We start from the raw sequence: 17713 nt of genomic DNA on the forward strand, positions 1-17713 counted from the left end.
GGAAGCAACTGGCGATGACGCCGACCAGACACGGAACCCCGACCGCCCGACTCGACCAGGTCGGCCGCGCCGAGGCACTGCGCCGGATGGGAGCGGATCCGGTGGATGTGGCCGTGATCGGCGGCGGGGTCACCGGTACGGGGGTGGCGCTGGACGCGGTGACCCGGGGCCTGTCCGTCGCCCTGGTCGAGGCGCGCGACCTCGCCGCCGGCACGTCCAGCCGGTCGAGCAAGCTCATCCACGGCGGGCTGCGGTATCTCGAGCAGCTCAACGCCCCGCTGGTCCGGGAGGCGCTGCGGGAGCGGTCCCTCATGCTGGACACGCTCGCGCCCCATCTGGTCCGGGCCATCCCGTTCCTGCTGCCGTTGACCCGCCACGGTTGGGAACGTGCCTACATCGGCAGTGGTGTGCTGCTCTACGACACCCTCGGGCAGGGGCTGGCCCGCGTCGGGCCGGGCGGCGACGCCACCATGCCCCATCACCGGCACCTGACCCGCAAGGCGGCGCTGCGGGAGTTCCCGTCGCTGCGCCCGGACGCCCTCGTCGGCGCGATCCAGTACTGGGACGGCCAGGTCGACGACGCGCGGCACACCGTGTTCGTCGCGCGGACCGCTGCTCGCTACGGGGCGCTCATCGCGACCAGCGCGCGGGTCACCGGCTTCCTGCGGGAGGGCGACCGGGTCGCCGGCGTGCGGGTGCGTGACCTCGAGTCGGGCGCCGAGATCGAGCTGCGGGCCCGCCAGACGATCAACGCCGCCGGGGTGTGGACCGACGAGATCCAGGCGATGGTAGGCGGGCGTGGCCAGCTGTCGGTCCGAGCCTCCAAGGGAGTGCACATCGTCGTGCCCCGCGACCGCATCCATGGCGTCACCGGCCTGATCCTGCGCACCGAGAAGAGCGTGCTGTTCGTCATCCCGTGGGGCAGCCACTGGATCATCGGCACCACCGACACCGACTGGAGCCTCGACCTCGCCCATCCGGCGGCCAGCAGCGCCGACATCGACTACCTGCTCGACACGGTCAACCGGGTGCTGCGCACGCCGCTCACGGCGGCGGACATCACCGGGGTGTACGCCGGGCTGCGCCCGCTGCTCGCCGGGGAGTCCGAGGACACCTCGCGGCTGTCCCGCGAGCATGCCGTGGTCAGCCCCGTCTCCGGGCTGACGATGGTCGCCGGCGGGAAGTACACGACCTACCGGGTGATGGCCGCCGACGCCGTCGACGCGGCCGTGCACGGCATGAACCGGGCGGTGCCGCCGTCGTGCACCGAGAAGATCCCGCTGCTCGGCGCGGACGGGTTCCCCGCGCTGTGGAACGCCCGGGAGACCCTCGCCCGCCGCGCGGGGCTGCACGTCGGCTGGATCGAGCACCTCCTGCACCGCTACGGCACCCTCACCGAGGAGCTTCTGGACCTCATCGAGACGCGACCGGATCTCGCCCAGCCGCTGCGCGGGGCATCGACCTACCTGGCCGCGGAGGCGGTGTACGCGGCCTCCCACGAGGGGGCGCTGCACCTGGAGGACGTGCTCACCCGGCGGACCCGCGTCTCGATCGAGACCATCGACCGGGGGGTGGAGGCCGCCGAGCACGTGGCCGATCTCATCGCCCCCGTGCTCGGCTGGGACCAGGTGACCCGCGCCCGCGAGGTCGCGCACTACCTCGCCCGGGTGGAGGCCGAACGGGCCTCGCAGCGGCAAGCCGACGACGCGACCGCCGACGCGGCCCGGCTCGGCGCGCCCGACGTGCGCCGGCTGGGCCGGACGGACCACCGCGCCCCGGCGGCGACCGGCGGACCGTCCTGAAGGCTCGGCCAACCCGATCCGCGGCCCCGCCCAGGCGGTTCGGTGCCGCGGTCCGCGCAACGACGTCCACGGAACGACGTCATCCGTATACCTCCAACAGTCGCAGCCAGACCTCGCTGACTGTCGGGAACGACGGGACCGCGTGCCACAGCCGCTCCAACGGCACCTCTCCGACGATCGCGATCGTGGCCGCGTGCACCATCTCCTGGGTGTCCGGACCGGTGAAGGTCGCTCCCACGAGCACCCGGCGGGCCTCGTCCACGACAATCTTCGACGTGCCCGTGATCTCCTCCCCCCGCACCGACGCGCCGGCCACCGATCCGGTCGGCACGCTCACGGCCCGCACGGCGATCCCGGCCTCCCGCGCGGCCCGCTCGGTCAGTCCGACCGCGCTGACCTGCGGATCGGTGAAGGTCACCCGCGGGACGGCCGCCGGGTCGGCCAGGTCGCGCACGGGAGCGCCGGCGAGGTCCCGGCGGCCGGTGATGACGTCGGCCGCCAGCCGGGCCTGGTACTTGCCCATGTGGGTGAGCAGCGCGCGGCCGCAGACGTCGCCGACCGCGTAGAGCCAGTCCCCCGCCACGCCGACCGCGCGGAGCCGGTCGTCGACCTCGATGAACCGCCCGGGTTGCAGGCCCACGGTCTCCAGGCCCAGGTCGCCGGTCGCCGGGGTGCGCCCGACGGCGACCAGGATCTCGTCGGCGACCACGGCATCGCGGCGCGGCCGCCGCTCAACCGGCTCACCCGGATCCGCCGGATCCGCCGGATCCACCGGCTCCACCGTGACGGTCACCGGCCCGGCCGGGCCATCCGGTCCCGTCCGGGCCCGGCGGACCTCGACCGCCCGGCTTCCGAGCCGCACCGTGATGCCGGCCGCCTCGAAGGCGGCCCGCAACTGCTCGCCGACGAACTCCTCCTCCCGGACGAGCAGCCGGGGTGACCCCTCGATCAAGGTCACCTCCGCGCTACCGAGCCGGCGGAAGGCCTGGGCCAGTTCCACCCCCACGGCGCCGCCGCCGAGCACCACGAGGCGGTGCGGGACCTTCCAGGCGCCGGTCGCGGTCCGGTTGTCCCACGGTTCGGCGTCGGCGAGGCCGGGGATCGGTGGAACAGTGGCCCGCGTCCCGGTGGCCACGACCACGGCTCGGGACGCGGTCAGCACCCGGCGGGTGCCGTCCAGCAGCGTCACCGCGACCCGGCCGGCGGGCCCCGCCAGGCGCCCGGTCCCGCGCACCAACTCGACGCCCTTGTCGACCAGCCAGGGCACCTGGGAGGAATCGGAGTAGTCGCCCACCATCCAGTCTCGCCGGGCGAACGCCGCGGCGGCGTCGACGGGTCCGGTGACCGCCGACGCCGCGCCGGGAACGCGGCGGGCCGCCGCCAGCACCTCCCCCGGCCGCAGGAGGGTTTTGCTCGGGATACAGCCCCAGTAGCTGCACTCCCCGCCGACGAGCTCGCGTTCGACGACGATGACGGACAGACCAGCGTCGGCACAGCGGCCGGCGACGTTCTCGCCCGCGGGCCCGGCGCCGAGCACGATCACGTCCACGTCGGCATCCATGGCCGCCTCCCCTGCCCTACCCGGCTCGCTCACAAGCCCTCCGTCGCTGCTCGTCACAATCTGCCGCTCGATCCACGCCAACTGAAGATCATCGGGAACTTTCGGGGTCCCGGTCCGGACGGTCCGTGGCCGGTCCGGTCCGGCGCGGGCGCCGACTCGGAGACGAGAAGCACGTGCACCACGGACGGGGAAGCACGGATGCAGCACGGAGAATGGCGTCAGGAGCGCCAGGCCGGGCCCGTCCCGGCGACACGCCGGAGCGGGCCATCGAGACGAACCAGCGGAGAGATGAAGATGCAGCTCGGGATGATCGGACTCGGCCGGATGGGTGCCAACCTGGTGCGCCGGCTGATCCGCGGTGGTCACGAATGCGTGGTCTACGACGTCAACCCCGAGGCCGTTAAGGCCCTGGCTGCGGAGGGCGCCACGGAGACACGGAGCCTCGCCGAGTTCGCCGCGGCCCTGCGTCCACCCCGGGCTGCCTGGNTCATGGTGCCCGCCGGGCTGACCGGTGAGACCGTCTCGGCCCTGGCCGAGCACTTCGCGCCGGACGACGTGATCATCGACGGCGGCAACTCCTACTACCGGGATGACATCCTGCGTGCCGCGTCGCTCGTCGAGCGGGGCATCCACTACGTCGACGTCGGCACCTCCGGGGGCGTGTTCGGGCTGGAACGCGGCTTCTGTCTGATGATCGGCGGCGAACCGGGGGTCGTGGCCCGCCTGGAGCCGCTGTTCGAGACGATCGCACCCGGCGTCGGCACCATCCCGCGGACCCCGGGCCGGACCGGCGAGATCACCCAGGCCGAGAAGGGATACCTGTACTGCGGCCCGAACGGCGCCGGTCACNTCGTCAAGATGGTGCACAACGGCATCGAGTACGGCATGATGGCCGCCTTCGCCGAGGGGTTCGCGGTGCTCGACAAGGCGAACATCGGCACGACGTCCGCCGAGCACAACGCCGAGACCGCCCCGCTGGGCAACCCGGAGTACTACCAGTACGACCTCGACACCACCGCGATCGCCGAGGTGTGGCGGCGGGGCAGCGTGGTCAGTTCCTGGCTGCTCGACCTCACCGCCGCCGCGCTGCAGGAGGATCCCGGACTCACCGAGTTCAGCGGCCGGGTGTCCGACTCCGGGGAAGGACGTTGGACGGTACTGGCCGCCGTGGAGGAGGGCGTTCCCGCCCATGTGCTGACGGCGTCCCTCTACGAGCGGTTCAGTTCGCGCGGGGAGGGCCTGTTCGCCGACAAGCTGTTGTCGGCGATGCGCAAGCAGTTCGGTGGGCACGCGGAGAAGCCGGCCGGCTGAGCCTCGTCGGCTTCCTTGCCTATCCAGAGGCTTTTGTGCTCGATTTATCTCTCTGGATAGGCAAGGAAAGGGGCTCAGGGGCGCACGTTGTCGGCGCCGAGATCCGCCACGTCTCCCATAACGATCATGGGATGGGCCATCGGGGTCAGCCAACGGAGAATGGCCACGAGGGCGTCCTGTTCCACCGCGATGCAGCCCCGCGTCGGCGATCTGTGGTCGACATGCAGCCAGATGNCCCCGCCGATCTGCGGGCCCAGCGGACGGGTCGGGTCCGACGGCGGATACCCGGGCAGTCGGTTGTAGTCGATGGCGACCACATAGTTGAACGCATCGGGCATCGGCTCGCCCCGCGGACCCGTCGCCCGGTAGAACGACGGGCGATACTCGTAGGGCAGACCGGTGCCCGGATCGGCGAGCTTGCCACCGGCGGCGGTGAGACTGAACACGCCGATCGGGCTGCGCAGATCGCCCTCCCGATGGTCGTACGTCCAGCCATCGGCGCCGTTGCGGCCGATCAGCGGGGCGCCGTAGGTCTTCCAGGCGGAGCCGGGATCGGCCCGTTCCCACAGCGTCACGTTGTTGGTGTTCGCATTCCGGTCGATGCCGCTCACCACGATCACCTGCCGGGCGGCCTGCGGAATCTTCGTCATCATCACCGGTCCGACCCCGGGGATCGCGGTGAGGTCGGAGGCGGGCCCCGCCCTGCCGTCCGCGCCGGTACCGGCCACCCGGCTCGTCCTCACCGGCCCACCCACGCCCGACGGGCGTGCTNCGGAGGTGGGACCGAGCCCGGATGTGCGTCCGAGCCGGGCTGCGCCTCTCGGCCCGGACGGTACGGACACCGACAGGTCATGCGAGGAGTCCGGGTCCGAAGCGGGACTGCTGAGATGAAGTGCGCTGGCCGCCCCCACGACCAACGTCACACCCACCGCGGCGGCACCGACCGCGACCGAGCGACCCCGCGGGGGGCTCGTACGCGTCTCGGTCCGGCGGCGATTCCTGCGATGATCGGCCATGCCTCCGACTTCCGGGACGACGCCACGGGCGAGGCTGCGACGCGCTGTTGACCCTTGCCACCCCCGTGACCCTTGCCACCCCCGTGACCCTTGCCGCCCCCGACGGCCGCCACGCCCGTGCCATCCGGCTGCGGCCATGATGCACCGGCGATGACAATACGTATCATTCACGCCGGCCTGGCGAGGTCGCCCAGCCCGGCGAGGTACCCCGACCTGGGGAGGTATCCCGCGGCAGCCGCCGGTGCGTCGGCCCACGACACCCGCAGACCGCGATCACGGCGACGGGAGTCCATGCGCCCGGGACCGTGACGATCGAAGACAGCCGTCCATGCCTCCATGTTCGACCTTCACTCCTCCCCGATCTCGGAATTCGGATACTTCGAGCAACGATGGACACGATCCGGATCCAATGCCCAGCGGAGGGTGATAGATTGCCACATCGGCACCGATGATCAGAAGTATGTTCACGGAGAGACGAGACGAAGACCACGAGGAGCCCGCATGGTGGTACGGGCGGCCGGCAGCCGTTCCCAGCGCGGCCGGCACGAATAGGCCCCTCCGATCGTGCTCGCCGGTTTCCGGTTCCACCGCATCCTCNCCGCCCCTCGGCGACCCGACACACCCGACCGGCCCGATCCCGTACCGGCCGCGCTCTTCGCCGCCCTCGTCGGCGCGCACGCGCAGTTGACCTCGCTCGGGCCCGGCCACGAACCCACCGCCTCCGGTGCGTCCACTCGCGGCGGCCCGTACCCGGTGCCGGGAGCAGCCCGGCCGGGAATCGCCGTCGCCTGGCTACGGGGCCCGGGTGAGGCGCACATCCGGTTCCTCGCCGGCGGCCGGCCCTTCTTCCCAGCGGACCCGACCGCGACAGACCCGACCGCGGCGGCCACGTCGCTCGCAACAGCCACGTCGACACCAGCCGCAACCGCGGTTCCGCTGCTGTACCCCCCGGGATCGACAGCGGTGGCGCTGCCACCGGACGCCGTACCCGCCCAGCTCGCCGGCTTCCCCTACTGGCTGCGGTGCGAAGGCCTCCCGGATGCCCTGTGGGCCGCCGATCCCGGCACCGACGCCCGGCAGCCAGACACCCGCCGCGGATCGTTCGACGACTACGCCGCGCATCTCGTCGGCCCGTTCGCCTGGCTTGTGCTCGCGTGGCCGGTGCCCCCCGAGCATCTCGCCGAGGAACGGGCGGACCTCGCGCGATCGATCCCCGTGCTGCGCCGGCGGGAGAACGACCAGGGCGCCCGGCTCGACTTGGAGCGCGCGGAGGCCCGCTACCGGGAACTGGGCCGGGGCGCGTCGAGCGGCATGTGGGACGTGGAGATCCTGGTCGGTGGGGTGACCCCGGCCGGCGCGGTCTCGCTGGCCGCCCTGCTGTGCAGCTCCAGCGATCTCGACCGGCTGCCCTACACGTTGCGTCCGACCGGCCCGGTCACCTCGTTCGCGGGGGCCCTCGGCGGGGTCGGAGCCGGGGTCGGAGCCGGAGCCGGCGGGCTGGCCGGCTCACCGCGGTCCTCGCCGCGGGCGAGCGCGGAGCTGCTGGCGGCGCTGGCCCGGCCGCCCGGCCGTGAGCTGCCGGGCATCACCCTGATCACACCGCACGCCTTCGACGTGACGCCCGAGGGTCCGAACCGGTCCGGTCCCGCGGACCCCCGGGGAACGCCCGGCGCCGTTCGGCTCGGCGACGTGCTCGACGCCGGCTGGATGCCGGCCGGCGCGTTCTCGGTTTCCCTCGCGACGCTCAACCGGCACGCCTTCGTCTGCGGCGCCACCGGATCCGGGAAGTCACAGACCGTGCGGTCGCTGCTGGAGTCGTTGACCCGTGCTCCGGCGCCCGTTCCGTGGCTGGTCCTGGAGCCGGCCAAGGCCGAGTACGCCCGGATGGCCGGGCGGCTCGCCGGCCTCGCCGAGGTGCTCGTCATCAGGCCGGGCCGGCTCGACGCTCCACCGGCGTCACTGAACCCGCTGGAACCCGAGCCCGGCTTTCCCTTGCAGAGCCACATCGATCTCGTCCGGGCCTTGTTCCTGGCGGCGTTCGAGGCGCACGAGCCGTTCCCCCAGGTGCTCGCCCGCGCGCTGACGGTCTGTTACCAGGACCTGGGATGGAACCTGGTGCTGGACCGGCCGGAGCCCGCGCACCGGCCCAGATTCCGGGTGACCGGGCCGGAGGAGGACCCGAAGGTCGACGTGCGCAGGCGATATCCGACCCTCGGGGACCTGCAGCGCACCGCGACGAGGGTGGTCGAGAACATCGGCTACGGCGTGGAGGTCACGGCGGACGTCCGGGGCTTTGTCGACGTGCGCATCGGTAGCCTGCGAGAGGGTTCTCCCGGTCGGTTCTTCGAGGGCGGGCATCNGATCGATATCGGCGCCCTGCTGGCGCGCAACGTCGTCTTCGAGCTGGAGGACATCACCAGCGACCAGGACAAGGCGTTCCTGCTCGGCGCCGTCCTGATCCGCGTCGTGGAGCATCTGCGGGTCCGGTACGCCACCGCGGGCGCGGGCGGACTGCGCCACGTCCTGGTCCTGGAGGAGGCCCACCGGCTGCTCAAGAACGTCACCGACGGCCCGGCCGCGGCCTCCGTCGACCTGTTCGCCTCACTGCTCGCGGAGATCCGCGCCTACGGCGAGGGGCTCGTTGTCGTGGAGCAGATCCCAGCGAAGATCCTTCCCGACGTTATCAAGAACACCGCACTGAAGGTGATGCACCGGCTCCCGGCCGCCGACGACCGAGAAGCCGTCGGCGCGACAATGAACCTGCGCGACGATCAGTCCGAACTGGTCGTCGCGCTGCCGGCGGGGGNGGCGGCGGTGAGCGCGGACGGCATGGACCGTCCCGTGCTGGCCCGGATGGTCGCCGGAGACGACCGGGAGAGCGCGCGCTACGCGCGCTACGACCGGGTGCCCCTGGCCGGACGGCGCAGCCTCGGCTGCGGCGCGGCCTGCGTCGCCGGCCCCGCCTGCACCCTGGAGGAGACGGAGACGTCCGCCCTCGCGGCCCGCGATCCCCTGCTGGTGGTGTGGGTCGAGGCGGTGGCCGCGCACCAGGTCATGGGCTTCACCCATCTGCTCGGGATCGCGCCGTTCGCTCCGGCGGAACCCCTGCGGACCACCCTCGCCGCGTTGCCGGGTCGCATCCTCGACTGCGCGCTCGCCCATGCCGCCGACCGGGCGACGGACGCCCGCGCCGCCGCGCTGCGCCCCTTCGTCGACCCGGACGACTTCACCGCCGCCCTGCTCGCGACGCTGCGCCGGCTCCTCGGCCTGCCGCCGTCCCCGGCGGACGCGGCAGAGGCGGCGGACGCGGCAGACACGGCGGACACGGCGAACACGGCGGACACGGCGGACACGGCGAACACCGTCGACTCCCGGCACCTGACCGCGGGCATGTACCGCTGGCAGGACGTCCGGCAGGCGCTGGTTGACGCAGTGCGCCGGCGGGGGGCCGGCGCGGGCCCGCATCCGCTCACCGCGGCCTGGCGCGAGCGCGGCCTGACCCTGCCGGGCGAGACCGTGGGCGAACAGCTCACCCGGCTGAAGAACGGTGCCTTCTACGCTCCGGGCCGGGAGAAGGTCAACATCGGTGATCCGGCGGTCAGCGGCCTCACCGTGGCGGTCCGGGAACTCACCGGCGCGGCGGATGCCACCTCGCTGTCGGACGCGCTCCACCAGGCATGCACCGGCAAGGGACTGGCCGAGCTGGCCACCCAGATCTCCGACCTCGTCGGCCCCGCGCCGAGCGGACCGGGGAGCGCCCCACCGGAGTCCACCGCGGCGGCCACCGCCCTCGGCCCGTCCATCGGGACAGCATCCGCGTTCGGGACAGCGCGGGACTGAGCGCCCGGGCCCGTCGACCGTCGGGACGTTACGGCGGGGCCGACATGCACGGCGGAACGCGACAGAGTGGACACCACGCGCCATAATGGCCACGTAACGCCCCAGTACTGACACCGGGCGTGCCGAGATCGTTTCCAGGTGCACGATGATCGGGAACGGGGAGTCGCTGCGGCACGGTGGGCTGCGGCCGTCGGGGCTGCGGCACGGTGGGCTGCGACGCGGGAGCAGGCGAGTGGGACGGCGGAGGGTCGGCGATGGGGGTGGGCACGCTAACCACGACTGAGGCCCGGCTGATCCAGGGGCTCTTCGTTCCACGGGAGCGTTGGGGCTGGGAGTTCGTCGACACCGGTCCATCGGCCCCGAGCCCGCTCGCCGACCGTCAACCGGTCTGGCAGGAGCCCGAATCGCCCGATCTGACCGCGCTCACGGCCCGGCGAAACCATGCCGTCCGCGCCCTGCTGACCAGGCTCGTCCTGCCGATGGCCTTCGTGGTGTTCGGCATGCTGCTCGCGGGCGAGGGGGGATTCTTCTTCGTCCCGGCGGGACTCGCGCTCGCCGTGGTCGCGTGCCTGCCTCCNCTGATCCTGCACTACCGGCTGGGCCGGACACGATCCCGGGCCGCGTCGGCCCGGGCCGACGGATACACCCGCCACCTGCAGGCGTTGACGTCCTGGCAGACCGAGGTCGACGCGCACGACCGGGCCGAGCTGCGACGCCGAGAGGCCACCGCCGTCTTCTATCCCGTCTCGGCCCCCGCGGCGACCCCCAGGATCGACGTGTTCGGCGGAACCGGCGACGGATGGGCGAGCCTGCTGGCCACCGCGGGCTGCTCGGTGCTCACCGGCGGCACCGGCATCCTGCTCGTCGATCTCAGCGAGCGGGCGGTGGGCGGGGGGTTGGCACGCCTCGCCGGCCAGGCGCGCTGGCCGGTGGAGTCCTGGGACCTGCCCCGCCAGCTCGACGAGGTGGCGCTCCTCGACGGCCTCGGGCCGCGGGAGGCCGGCGAGCTCGTCGCCGACGCGTTCGGCATGTCCCAGGAGAGCGGCGATGATCCGCACCGACGCGCCCTGCACGCGGACCTGGTCACCACCGTCGCCGTCGTTCTGTACGAACGGCTCAGCATTCGCCGTCTCGCCGAGGGCCTGCGCGTCCTCGAAGGTCTCGACGACGGCAGCGCGGCCACGTCGCTGTCGACGGCCGAGGCCGGGGAGCTCACCGCGCACATGGACGCGTTCGGCCGCGGTGACCGGATCGCCGACGAGCTGCGCTACCTGCGTTCCTCGCTGGAGGCGCTCAGCCCGCCACCACCAGCCACGGCCGCGACGGCACCGGCCGCGACGGCACCGGCCGCGACGGTCGAGGCCCATATGTTGGCGGCCGCCGCCGATATGTCGACGGCCAGGATGCCGACGGCCAGGATGCCGACGGCCAGGATGCCGACGGCCAGGATGCCGACGACCAGGGTCGACAGCGCGCCCCGTCCACTGACGGCCTGGTGGCCGGTACCCGGGCTGCGGGTTCTCGCCACGTCGAGCCGGGACTCGTCCGCCCACCGCAAGGAACTCACGGACCGGCTCCTCGTCCAGACCGTGCTCCACCAGCTCCGTTGCCGCCAGCGGGGCGGGCCGACCGGCCGGGACATGCTGGTCGTCGCCGGGGCGGACCATCTCGGCCGAGCGGTCCTGACCGGGCTGACCCGCCACGCCGAGCTCGCCGGGGTGCGGCTCGTGCTGCTCTTCGAACGGCTCGCCGACGACGCCGAACGGGTGCTGGGCAGCCAGGGAGGCTCGACGATCATCATGCGATTGGGGAACGGTAAGGACGCCGCGACCGCGGCGGAATTCATCGGGCGTGGTTACCGCTTCGTCATGTCTCAGGTGACGGCCCAGGTGGGGCGCAGTTTCACGGCCGGCGACAGCGACAGCGTCGGTTACCAGGACGGCACCTCGGAGACGACCGGCACCAGCGGCGGAACCGGCCGGACCTACGACGGCACCCGGCTGCTGCCCTGGTTGCAGAACACGTCGAAGAACGCCGGATGGCAGGAGTCGGTGACGGCGTCGCGATCGCAGACCTGGCAGCGCACGACAAACTCGTCGGTGAGCGACTCGACAACCGACGGCACGACCTCCCAGCGGGTATACGAGTTCACCGTGGAGCCGACCACCGTCCAGACCCTGCCGGCGACCGCGTTCCTGCTGGTCAACCCGGTCGATGGGGCGGGACGGGTGGTGCCGGGGGACTGCAATCCGGGCACCGTCCTGCTGCCTGGGGTCTCCGCGGCCGACCGCTGGTCCGTACCTGACGCGGCCGCCACGCCCCTGGCGGGTCACCACGTCGGAACCGCCGGAGCCGACGTGATCCAGGCCGGTACGGACCAGGCCGGCCCTGCGCGGACCGGCGCGGAGGAACAGCGTCGGATCGAGCCTGCCCCGCCCGTCGGGTTTCCGGGCATCGGCCAGCAACCGCCGGCCGACGAGGAGGTCTACCGGCTCGTCCCGCCCAAGGCGCGTCCCAGCGGCCCCGGCAGTCCCGGCGGTCCCGGCGGCCAGAGCACTCACCCGGGGGCGCGGGGATGGGTTCCCGGCGTCGGGGACCACCACCCGGGGCATGGCTGACCCGGTCCGGAACGCGGCCGTCAGGAAGGAGACAGCCGAAAGTTATCCACAGCCCGAAAAAGGTTCTGGCCCAACAGACAGACAACCGTCATCGTCTTCTCATGGCCCATAACCCTGGCCGACTCTCCTGGCAGGAGATCGCCACCATGCAGGCCGGCGTGATCACGATACGCGATGCGATCAACGCCGGCATCACCCGCGACGAGATCCGCCGACGGTTGAACGACGGTCGCTGGCAGCAACCCTTCCGCGGCGTGCTGATCACAACCGCCACACCCGTGACGAGGATGCAGGAGCTGTGGGGGGCCCTGCAGGCCGTCGGCCCGGACGCGGTGCTCGCGGGCGCCTGCGCGGCGGGGCTCGCGGGTCTGGACGGCTACGGCACCGGCCCGGTGACGGTTCTCCTGCCCACCGAACGCCGGATCGCCGCGCCACCGGGCGTGCTTCTGCGGCACAGCGCTCGGCTCGACATCACCGAGATCGATCCCCTCCGCCTGCCCCGGCGGACGGCCCCCGCCCGGTCCGTCATCGACATGGCCGAGTGGGCGGCTACCCGCGCGGACGCGCAGGGCCTGCTCGTTGACGCTGTCCGTCAACGTTTCGTCACCGTCGCGAGCCTGCGGATCGCGCTGGCCCGGCGTGGTCCGATCAGCCGCCGGACGCTGATCACCGAGACGTTGGACGACCTGGGCCGGGACGCGCCGCGCCTCACCGAGATCATGTACCGTCGCATCGAGGCCCAGTGGGGGTTGCCGGTAGGGNCCCCGAGTGTCAACGGGCCCGCGGACGAGCCGATGGCGCGCCTCGACGTCTGGTACGAGCCGTGGCGCGTGCGGGTGGAGATCCAGGCGACGGTCCCTGGGCCGACGGTCGTCGCCGAGCCGACCGGCCAGCTCCTCATCCGTCTGCCGGCACGCCTGGCGCGGGACGCCCCGGCCGAGGTGGCTTCCCTCGTAGGCGGGGCGCTGCGTGACCGCGGCTGGTCGGCGTCGGTGCCGCGCGCTCCGCGGGCGCTGGCCTCCTGAGCTCCGCGGGACATTCGTTCGTCGCGTCCCGTATCCCTGTGCCGCGCCGCACATTCCGGTCNACCGGTCCGCCGAGGTCAGAGCTCCTTGCGGGCGATCATCAGGTAGGTGCCGGCGTACCGGGCGTCGTGCGCGTACCGGCCGGCAAGGCGGTCGAGGAGGCGGGCCAGTCCCAGTAGGGGGCTGGCCACAAGCATCACCAGGACGCGGCCGGCCGCGCCGACCGGGCCGGCCTGCTGGGGCAGCCACGGCATGGGGCGTGGCGCGATCATGGCCACGGCGAGCAGCAGGGCGCCGGTCAGCCCACCGGGACGGCGCGCCGCGGCGAAGCGCACCGCGACCGGCCGCAGCCCCCGGTCCTCCAGCGCGGCGATCAGGTTCTCCGCGGGGATGAAGTGGGCGCGCTCGGGGACCGCCCAGCCGGGCCAGAACCGGCCGAGCCAGCGGGCCTGCCGGCAGTCGGCGTTGGCCAGCTCGCAGACGACGTGCCCGCCAGGCGGCAACGCCTTCGCGACGGCGTCGAGCTCCGCCGACGGGTCGTCGCGGCGTTCCAGGTAGTCGAACATGCTGATGACGTCGTACCGGCCGGCGAGGCTGTCGACGACGTCGGAGAAACGGCCGTAGTGGGCGTGGTCGATCCAGCCGCGCGCCAGGCCCTTGGCCAGGCCGGGAAAGGTGTCGAGCCCGTCAAACACCGTCCTCGGCCACACCTCTCGGGCCGCGTTGGCGAAGTGACCGTACCGGGCCCCCACGTCCAGCCAGGTCCGTGGCACCACGAACGGTCGGACGGCGGCAGCCTGCTCGCGCCGCTCGCGGGCGATCGCGGCCAGGACCTGCTCGGCGACATCGGTGCGCAGGCCGTCGTAGCGGTCCCGGTCGTAGAACTCACGCCCGGCCGGGCTCAACGACGGGTTGAGGAAGACATGCCCGCAGCGCTCGCAGCCGTCCAGCCGGAAGGAACCGGGCTTGCGCAGGAGCAGGTCCGGCGACTCCACCCGGGTGGCGAGCTCGACCGATCCGCACCAGGGGCAGTCGGCCCGGTCGTGGCGCAGGAACCGGTCGAGGCCGGCCTGGACGTCCTGGGAGTAGGAGGCGCGGCTGGCGGCGGTCTCCTGCCTGGCCGCATGCTTGACCGGGTCCGGAGGAAGCCCGGCGGCCTTCGCCTCAGCCGCCTTCACGGCCTGCGCCCGGCCGGCCCGCACGGAGTCGACCACGAACAGCACCCCGCCGAGGATGCGCACGATGGGAGAACGAATGAGATCGCGCGGGGACAGCGGCACCCGGCCGGCGCAGACGAAGAACGGCTGGAACCAGAACAGCGCCATGGCCGCGAGGCCGAACGGCTGGTTCACATGGAAGCCGATCGCGGTGGCGATCTGGGGTACGAACGGGAAGAGCTGGTTCTGCCGGGTGAACCGGTAGGCCCGCTGCTGGACGCGGACACGCATCGCCGCGTCGTCCCGGGCGGCACGCAGCCCCGGCAGCACCGCCAGATCCGTCGAGCCGGAGGCGAAGGTCTTCAGCCGCTCGGTGATGTCGACGAGCTCCACCGGGTCGAAACCGTCCCGGCGGGTGATCCCAGCCCGCTGGAGAATCTCGGAGTGGACCAGCAGCGCCTGGAAGGCGCCGCGGCCGGGCACGCAGCGGTCGGCCCGGTAGGTGCGGGTGTCGACCATCCGGGCGAGGTCGAGCGCCCGTTCGGCCGTCAGGTCCGCCGGGACGAGGTCGAGCACGTCGAGCCGGTCCCGGCTGGCGTGGTAACTGGCCGCCCGTCGGCCGCTGTCGGAGAGGCGGACCCCGGTCGCGACGAGGAACTCATGCGCGGGGTCCACCGGGCGACCGGAGGCCGGCAGGGTGTCGAGACGACGCAGCCGACCGCGCAGCCGCACACCGTTGATCGCCAGACCGGCACACACCAGGATCGGCAACCATGTCAGCACGACGTCAGAACCGTTCGAGCATCAGACCACGAGACCGATCACCGGACCGCCAGACCGAGCATCAGACCGCCAGCTTCTCAAGGTGATCGGCGGCGGCGGCCACCCCGCCGGCCGCGGCGAAGGCGGCCCGCATCCGGGCGGCGGCGGCCCGGTACGACGGATCGTCCAGCACGGCCGTCACCGCGGAACGCACGGCGGTGGGTCCGGCCCGACCGAACTTGACGCGCACCCCGGCCCCGTTACGGACGACCTGCTCGCCGATGATCGGCTGATCGTCGCGAACCGGGGCGACCACCAGCGGAACCCCGTGTGACAGCGACTCACAGACGGTGTTGTTGCCGGCGTGGCACACCACCGCCGACAACCGCGGAAGTAACGCGACCTGCGGCACGAACGGCGCGACCAGCAGATCGTCGGGCGCCGCGGCGGCGAGGTCGTCAACGAGCCCGGGTGTGGCGACGACGATCGCCTGTACCCGCTCGGGCAGGCCGAGCAGCCCCTCGGCCGCCGCCCGCAGAAACCGACCGCCGGCCTCCCGGGTCACCGTGCCGAGGGAGACGAGCACCGCCCGGCGGGCCGGGNCGAGCCAGTCCCAGGGGAACTCGCCCGCCCCGGCCCGTTTCCCGACCGCGCTGCCGACGAAGACCGCGTAGTCCGGGATCCCGGGATTGTGCAGCATTTCCCGGACGGAGAAGACGAGGGTCAACGCCTCGGAGAAGCGCAGGTCCCCGATGGCAGCCTCGTCGGGCGGCACTCCGTGCCCGGTCTGGAACTCCCGCAGGCGGTCGACGACCCACTGCCCCAGGCCCGCGAGCACCCCGTAAGGATTGTCGAACTCGGCGGAGGTCGCCGCGAGGGTCGCCCAGCGCAGGCCCCGGCGACGGGCGACGAGCGCGGCGCCCACCGCCTGCTGGTCGATGACGAGCAGGTCGGGCTGGAAGTCGTCGATGATCCTGTCGATCGCCGGGGCCATCATCGAGCCGAGCGGGAGCAGGAAGTCCTCCCACAGGAACTTCAGCGACGCCGGCCCCCGCAGCGCCCGAGACGCGTCCTGGATCCGGGACCACTTCTCGCCCAGGCCCGCCTCGGGTAACGCCAGCAGGGCCAGCTCCGGCGGGATCAACGATCCGATGACGCCCGCGTACCCGGCGAGCGCCACCTCGTGACCACGGGCGGCCAGCTCGGCGGCGACCCCGACCGCCGGGTTGACATGCCCGGTCAGGGGCGGCACCACGAACAGCACGCGGCTCATCAGACTCTTCTCACGCCCCTCGCCCCTCACGCCCCTCGCCGGCCGCAACTGCCGCGTCGGCCGAGATCGGGGCCGGCCGGCGCTCGGCGTTGAGATCGGGCGGCGGCACCCGCTGCGTCACCCAGTCCGGGGTGGCGAAGCGCCGGCCGTTCGCGCGCACGTAGGGCGGCGGCGGCGTCTGGCGGCGGAACAACCACCACCGCAGCAGGTCCCGCAGGTAGTGCGCGGCCTCCCGCAGCACCATGTGCGTGTGGTGCTCCAGGACGATCAGGGTGCACTCGGGCACCAGCGCGGCCAGGCCCGCAGCCTGCCCGATGATGTCGGAGTTCTCCCCGTACACCGCGAGCACCGGGACGTTCAGCGCGGCCAGCGCCTCGGTGGAGAACGGCGGAGTCGCCAGCATGTCGGTGGCGATCGTCGTCTCCTGCAGCAGCCGCTGCGCGGCCCGGGTGGCGCGGCTGGCCACGCGTCCGGCGCCGTTGTCCAACCACTCCTGGACCTCCTCGTCGGTCATCGCGACGAGGATCTGGGTCAGCGATCGGGCCATCTCCTCGCCAAGACCCTCGATCAGGAACGGCGGCTCGATCAGCGTCAGGCTCGCCACCCGGGAGGTGAACTCCAGCCCGAAAGCCAGCGCCATCGTGGCGCCGTAACTGTTACCCACCAGGTGCACCGGGCGATCCACCCCGAGCTCGTCGAGCAGCCCGAGCAGATCGGCCATCGAGTCCGCCAGCTCGTAGCCGCCGCGGGTCCGCTCGCTGCGCCCATGGCCGCGCAGGTCGTAGCAGATGACGTCGCAGCCGGCATCGGCGAGGCAGTTGCCCAGCGTGAAGTAGAAGCTGGAGATGTTGTCCATCACCATGCCGTGCACCATCACGACGACCGGCGAGTCCGTGGACGCTCCGCCCCTGGGCGCCAGTCGCTGCACGTGCAGCCGGATCCCGTTCGCGATGATCTCAGCCACGGGCCTTCAGGCCGATCCCGCCGGCGCCAGCGTCGGGAGGCTGTCGACGATGAAGTGGACGACCTCGCCGACCCGCATGTTGATCACCTGGTCGACGTCCATGTCGGCAAGGAGGCCGACGAAGTCCACCGCCTCGCCGTAGCGCCCACGCAGCCGGTCGGCCAGCGCCACGAACTCGATGCTCTCCAGCTCGAGATCCTGATTGAACGAGGTGGCCATCGTGATCTCCATGTCCACGACGTACTCCTCCCCGATCACCTCCCGCAGGAGCTCCGTGACCTCGCCGAGGATCCGGGCCTCGGCCTCGGCCCGCGTGACGGCGTCGGTGCGGTCGTCCGGATCCGGGCCGGGAGGACCCTGCCTCGTCGTGCTCTGCGCAGACAT

Annotated in this window: 11 protein-coding genes; 5 read left to right on the top strand and 6 right to left on the bottom strand. The window is 72.6% G+C overall.

Annotation, left to right across the window (positions count from 1 at the left end; all coding sequences use genetic code 11):
• The first annotated feature begins 14 nt into the window (after window positions 1-14).
• Complete coding sequence (locus CED_RS00330; protein ID WP_011435390.1) at window positions 15-1802, top strand: glycerol-3-phosphate dehydrogenase/oxidase; 1788 nt, start codon at window positions 15-17, stop codon at window positions 1800-1802.
• A gap of 79 nt (window positions 1803-1881) precedes the next feature.
• Here CED_RS00330 and CED_RS00335 read toward each other — a convergent pair whose 3' ends face one another.
• On the bottom strand, window positions 1882-3363 hold the full coding sequence (locus CED_RS00335) for an NAD(P)/FAD-dependent oxidoreductase (RefSeq protein ID WP_011435389.1): 1482 nt from the start codon (window positions 3361-3363) through the stop codon (window positions 1882-1884).
• Between the two features lie 294 nt (window positions 3364-3657).
• Between CED_RS00335 and gnd the strand changes: the two genes are divergently transcribed.
• The gene (gene gnd, locus CED_RS00340; RefSeq protein ID WP_035908260.1) at window positions 3658-4674 is read left to right on the top strand and encodes a phosphogluconate dehydrogenase (NAD(+)-dependent, decarboxylating); all 1017 of its coding nucleotides are present in this window, start codon (window positions 3658-3660) and stop codon (window positions 4672-4674) included.
• A gap of 74 nt (window positions 4675-4748) precedes the next feature.
• On the opposite strand, the gene CED_RS00345 is transcribed toward gnd, so the two are convergent.
• Entirely contained in the window at window positions 4749-5402 is a 654-nt protein-coding gene (locus CED_RS00345; RefSeq protein WP_232234970.1) for a L,D-transpeptidase family protein, read from the bottom strand.
• An 852-nt stretch (window positions 5403-6254) separates the two neighbouring features.
• On the opposite strand from CED_RS00345, the gene CED_RS00350 reads away from it, so the two are divergent.
• The 3 genes from CED_RS00350 to CED_RS00360 all read left to right on the top strand — a co-directional run bounded on the left by CED_RS00350 (window position 6255) and on the right by CED_RS00360 (window position 13173).
• Window positions 6255-9530 carry an ATP-binding protein gene (locus CED_RS00350; protein ID WP_035908091.1) on the top strand — a complete coding sequence of 1092 codons (3276 nt, stop codon included), beginning with the start codon at window positions 6255-6257 and terminating at the stop codon, window positions 9528-9530.
• A 254-nt stretch (window positions 9531-9784) separates the two neighbouring features.
• Window positions 9785-12148 carry a hypothetical protein gene (locus CED_RS00355; protein ID WP_035908093.1) on the top strand — a complete coding sequence of 788 codons (2364 nt, stop codon included), beginning with the start codon at window positions 9785-9787 and terminating at the stop codon, window positions 12146-12148.
• A 101-nt stretch (window positions 12149-12249) separates the two neighbouring features.
• Entirely contained in the window at window positions 12250-13173 is a 924-nt protein-coding gene (locus tag CED_RS00360) for a type IV toxin-antitoxin system AbiEi family antitoxin domain-containing protein (RefSeq protein WP_235186825.1), read from the top strand.
• A 77-nt stretch (window positions 13174-13250) separates the two neighbouring features.
• On the opposite strand, the gene CED_RS00365 is transcribed toward CED_RS00360, so the two are convergent.
• The 4 genes from CED_RS00365 to CED_RS00380 form a co-directional block, all read right to left on the bottom strand.
• On the bottom strand, window positions 13251-15113 hold the full coding sequence (locus CED_RS00365; RefSeq protein ID WP_011435383.1) for a class I SAM-dependent methyltransferase: 1863 nt from the start codon (window positions 15111-15113) through the stop codon (window positions 13251-13253).
• Window positions 15114-15174: 61 nt separating this feature from the next.
• On the bottom strand, window positions 15175-16365 hold the full coding sequence (locus tag CED_RS00370; protein WP_035908265.1) for a glycosyltransferase: 1191 nt from the start codon (window positions 16363-16365) through the stop codon (window positions 15175-15177).
• 10 nt (window positions 16366-16375) lie between these two features.
• Window positions 16376-17329 carry an alpha/beta fold hydrolase gene (locus tag CED_RS00375; RefSeq protein ID WP_011435381.1) on the bottom strand — a complete coding sequence of 318 codons (954 nt, stop codon included), beginning with the start codon at window positions 17327-17329 and terminating at the stop codon, window positions 16376-16378.
• 6 nt (window positions 17330-17335) lie between these two features.
• Window positions 17336-17713 (bottom strand): acyl carrier protein, encoded by a 378-nt coding sequence (locus tag CED_RS00380; protein ID WP_235186826.1) that lies wholly within the window; start codon window positions 17711-17713, stop codon window positions 17336-17338.

Source organism: Frankia sp. CeD, from assembly GCF_000732115.1.
GTDB lineage: Bacteria > Actinomycetota > Actinomycetes > Frankiales > Frankiaceae > Frankia > Frankia casuarinae.

What these genes read in the sequence shown, in the direction of transcription:
- CED_RS00330 (WP_011435390.1), top strand. Translation starts at nt 15, where the DNA reads ATGACGCCGACCAGACACGGAACCCCGACCGCCCGACTCGACCAGGTC.
- CED_RS00380 (WP_235186826.1), bottom strand. Translation starts at nt 17,713, where the DNA reads ATGTCTGCGCAGAGCACGACGAGGCAGGGTCCTCCCGGCCCGGATCCG.
- CED_RS00335 (WP_011435389.1), bottom strand. Translation starts at nt 3,363, where the DNA reads ATGGATGCCGACGTGGACGTGATCGTGCTCGGCGCCGGGCCCGCGGGC.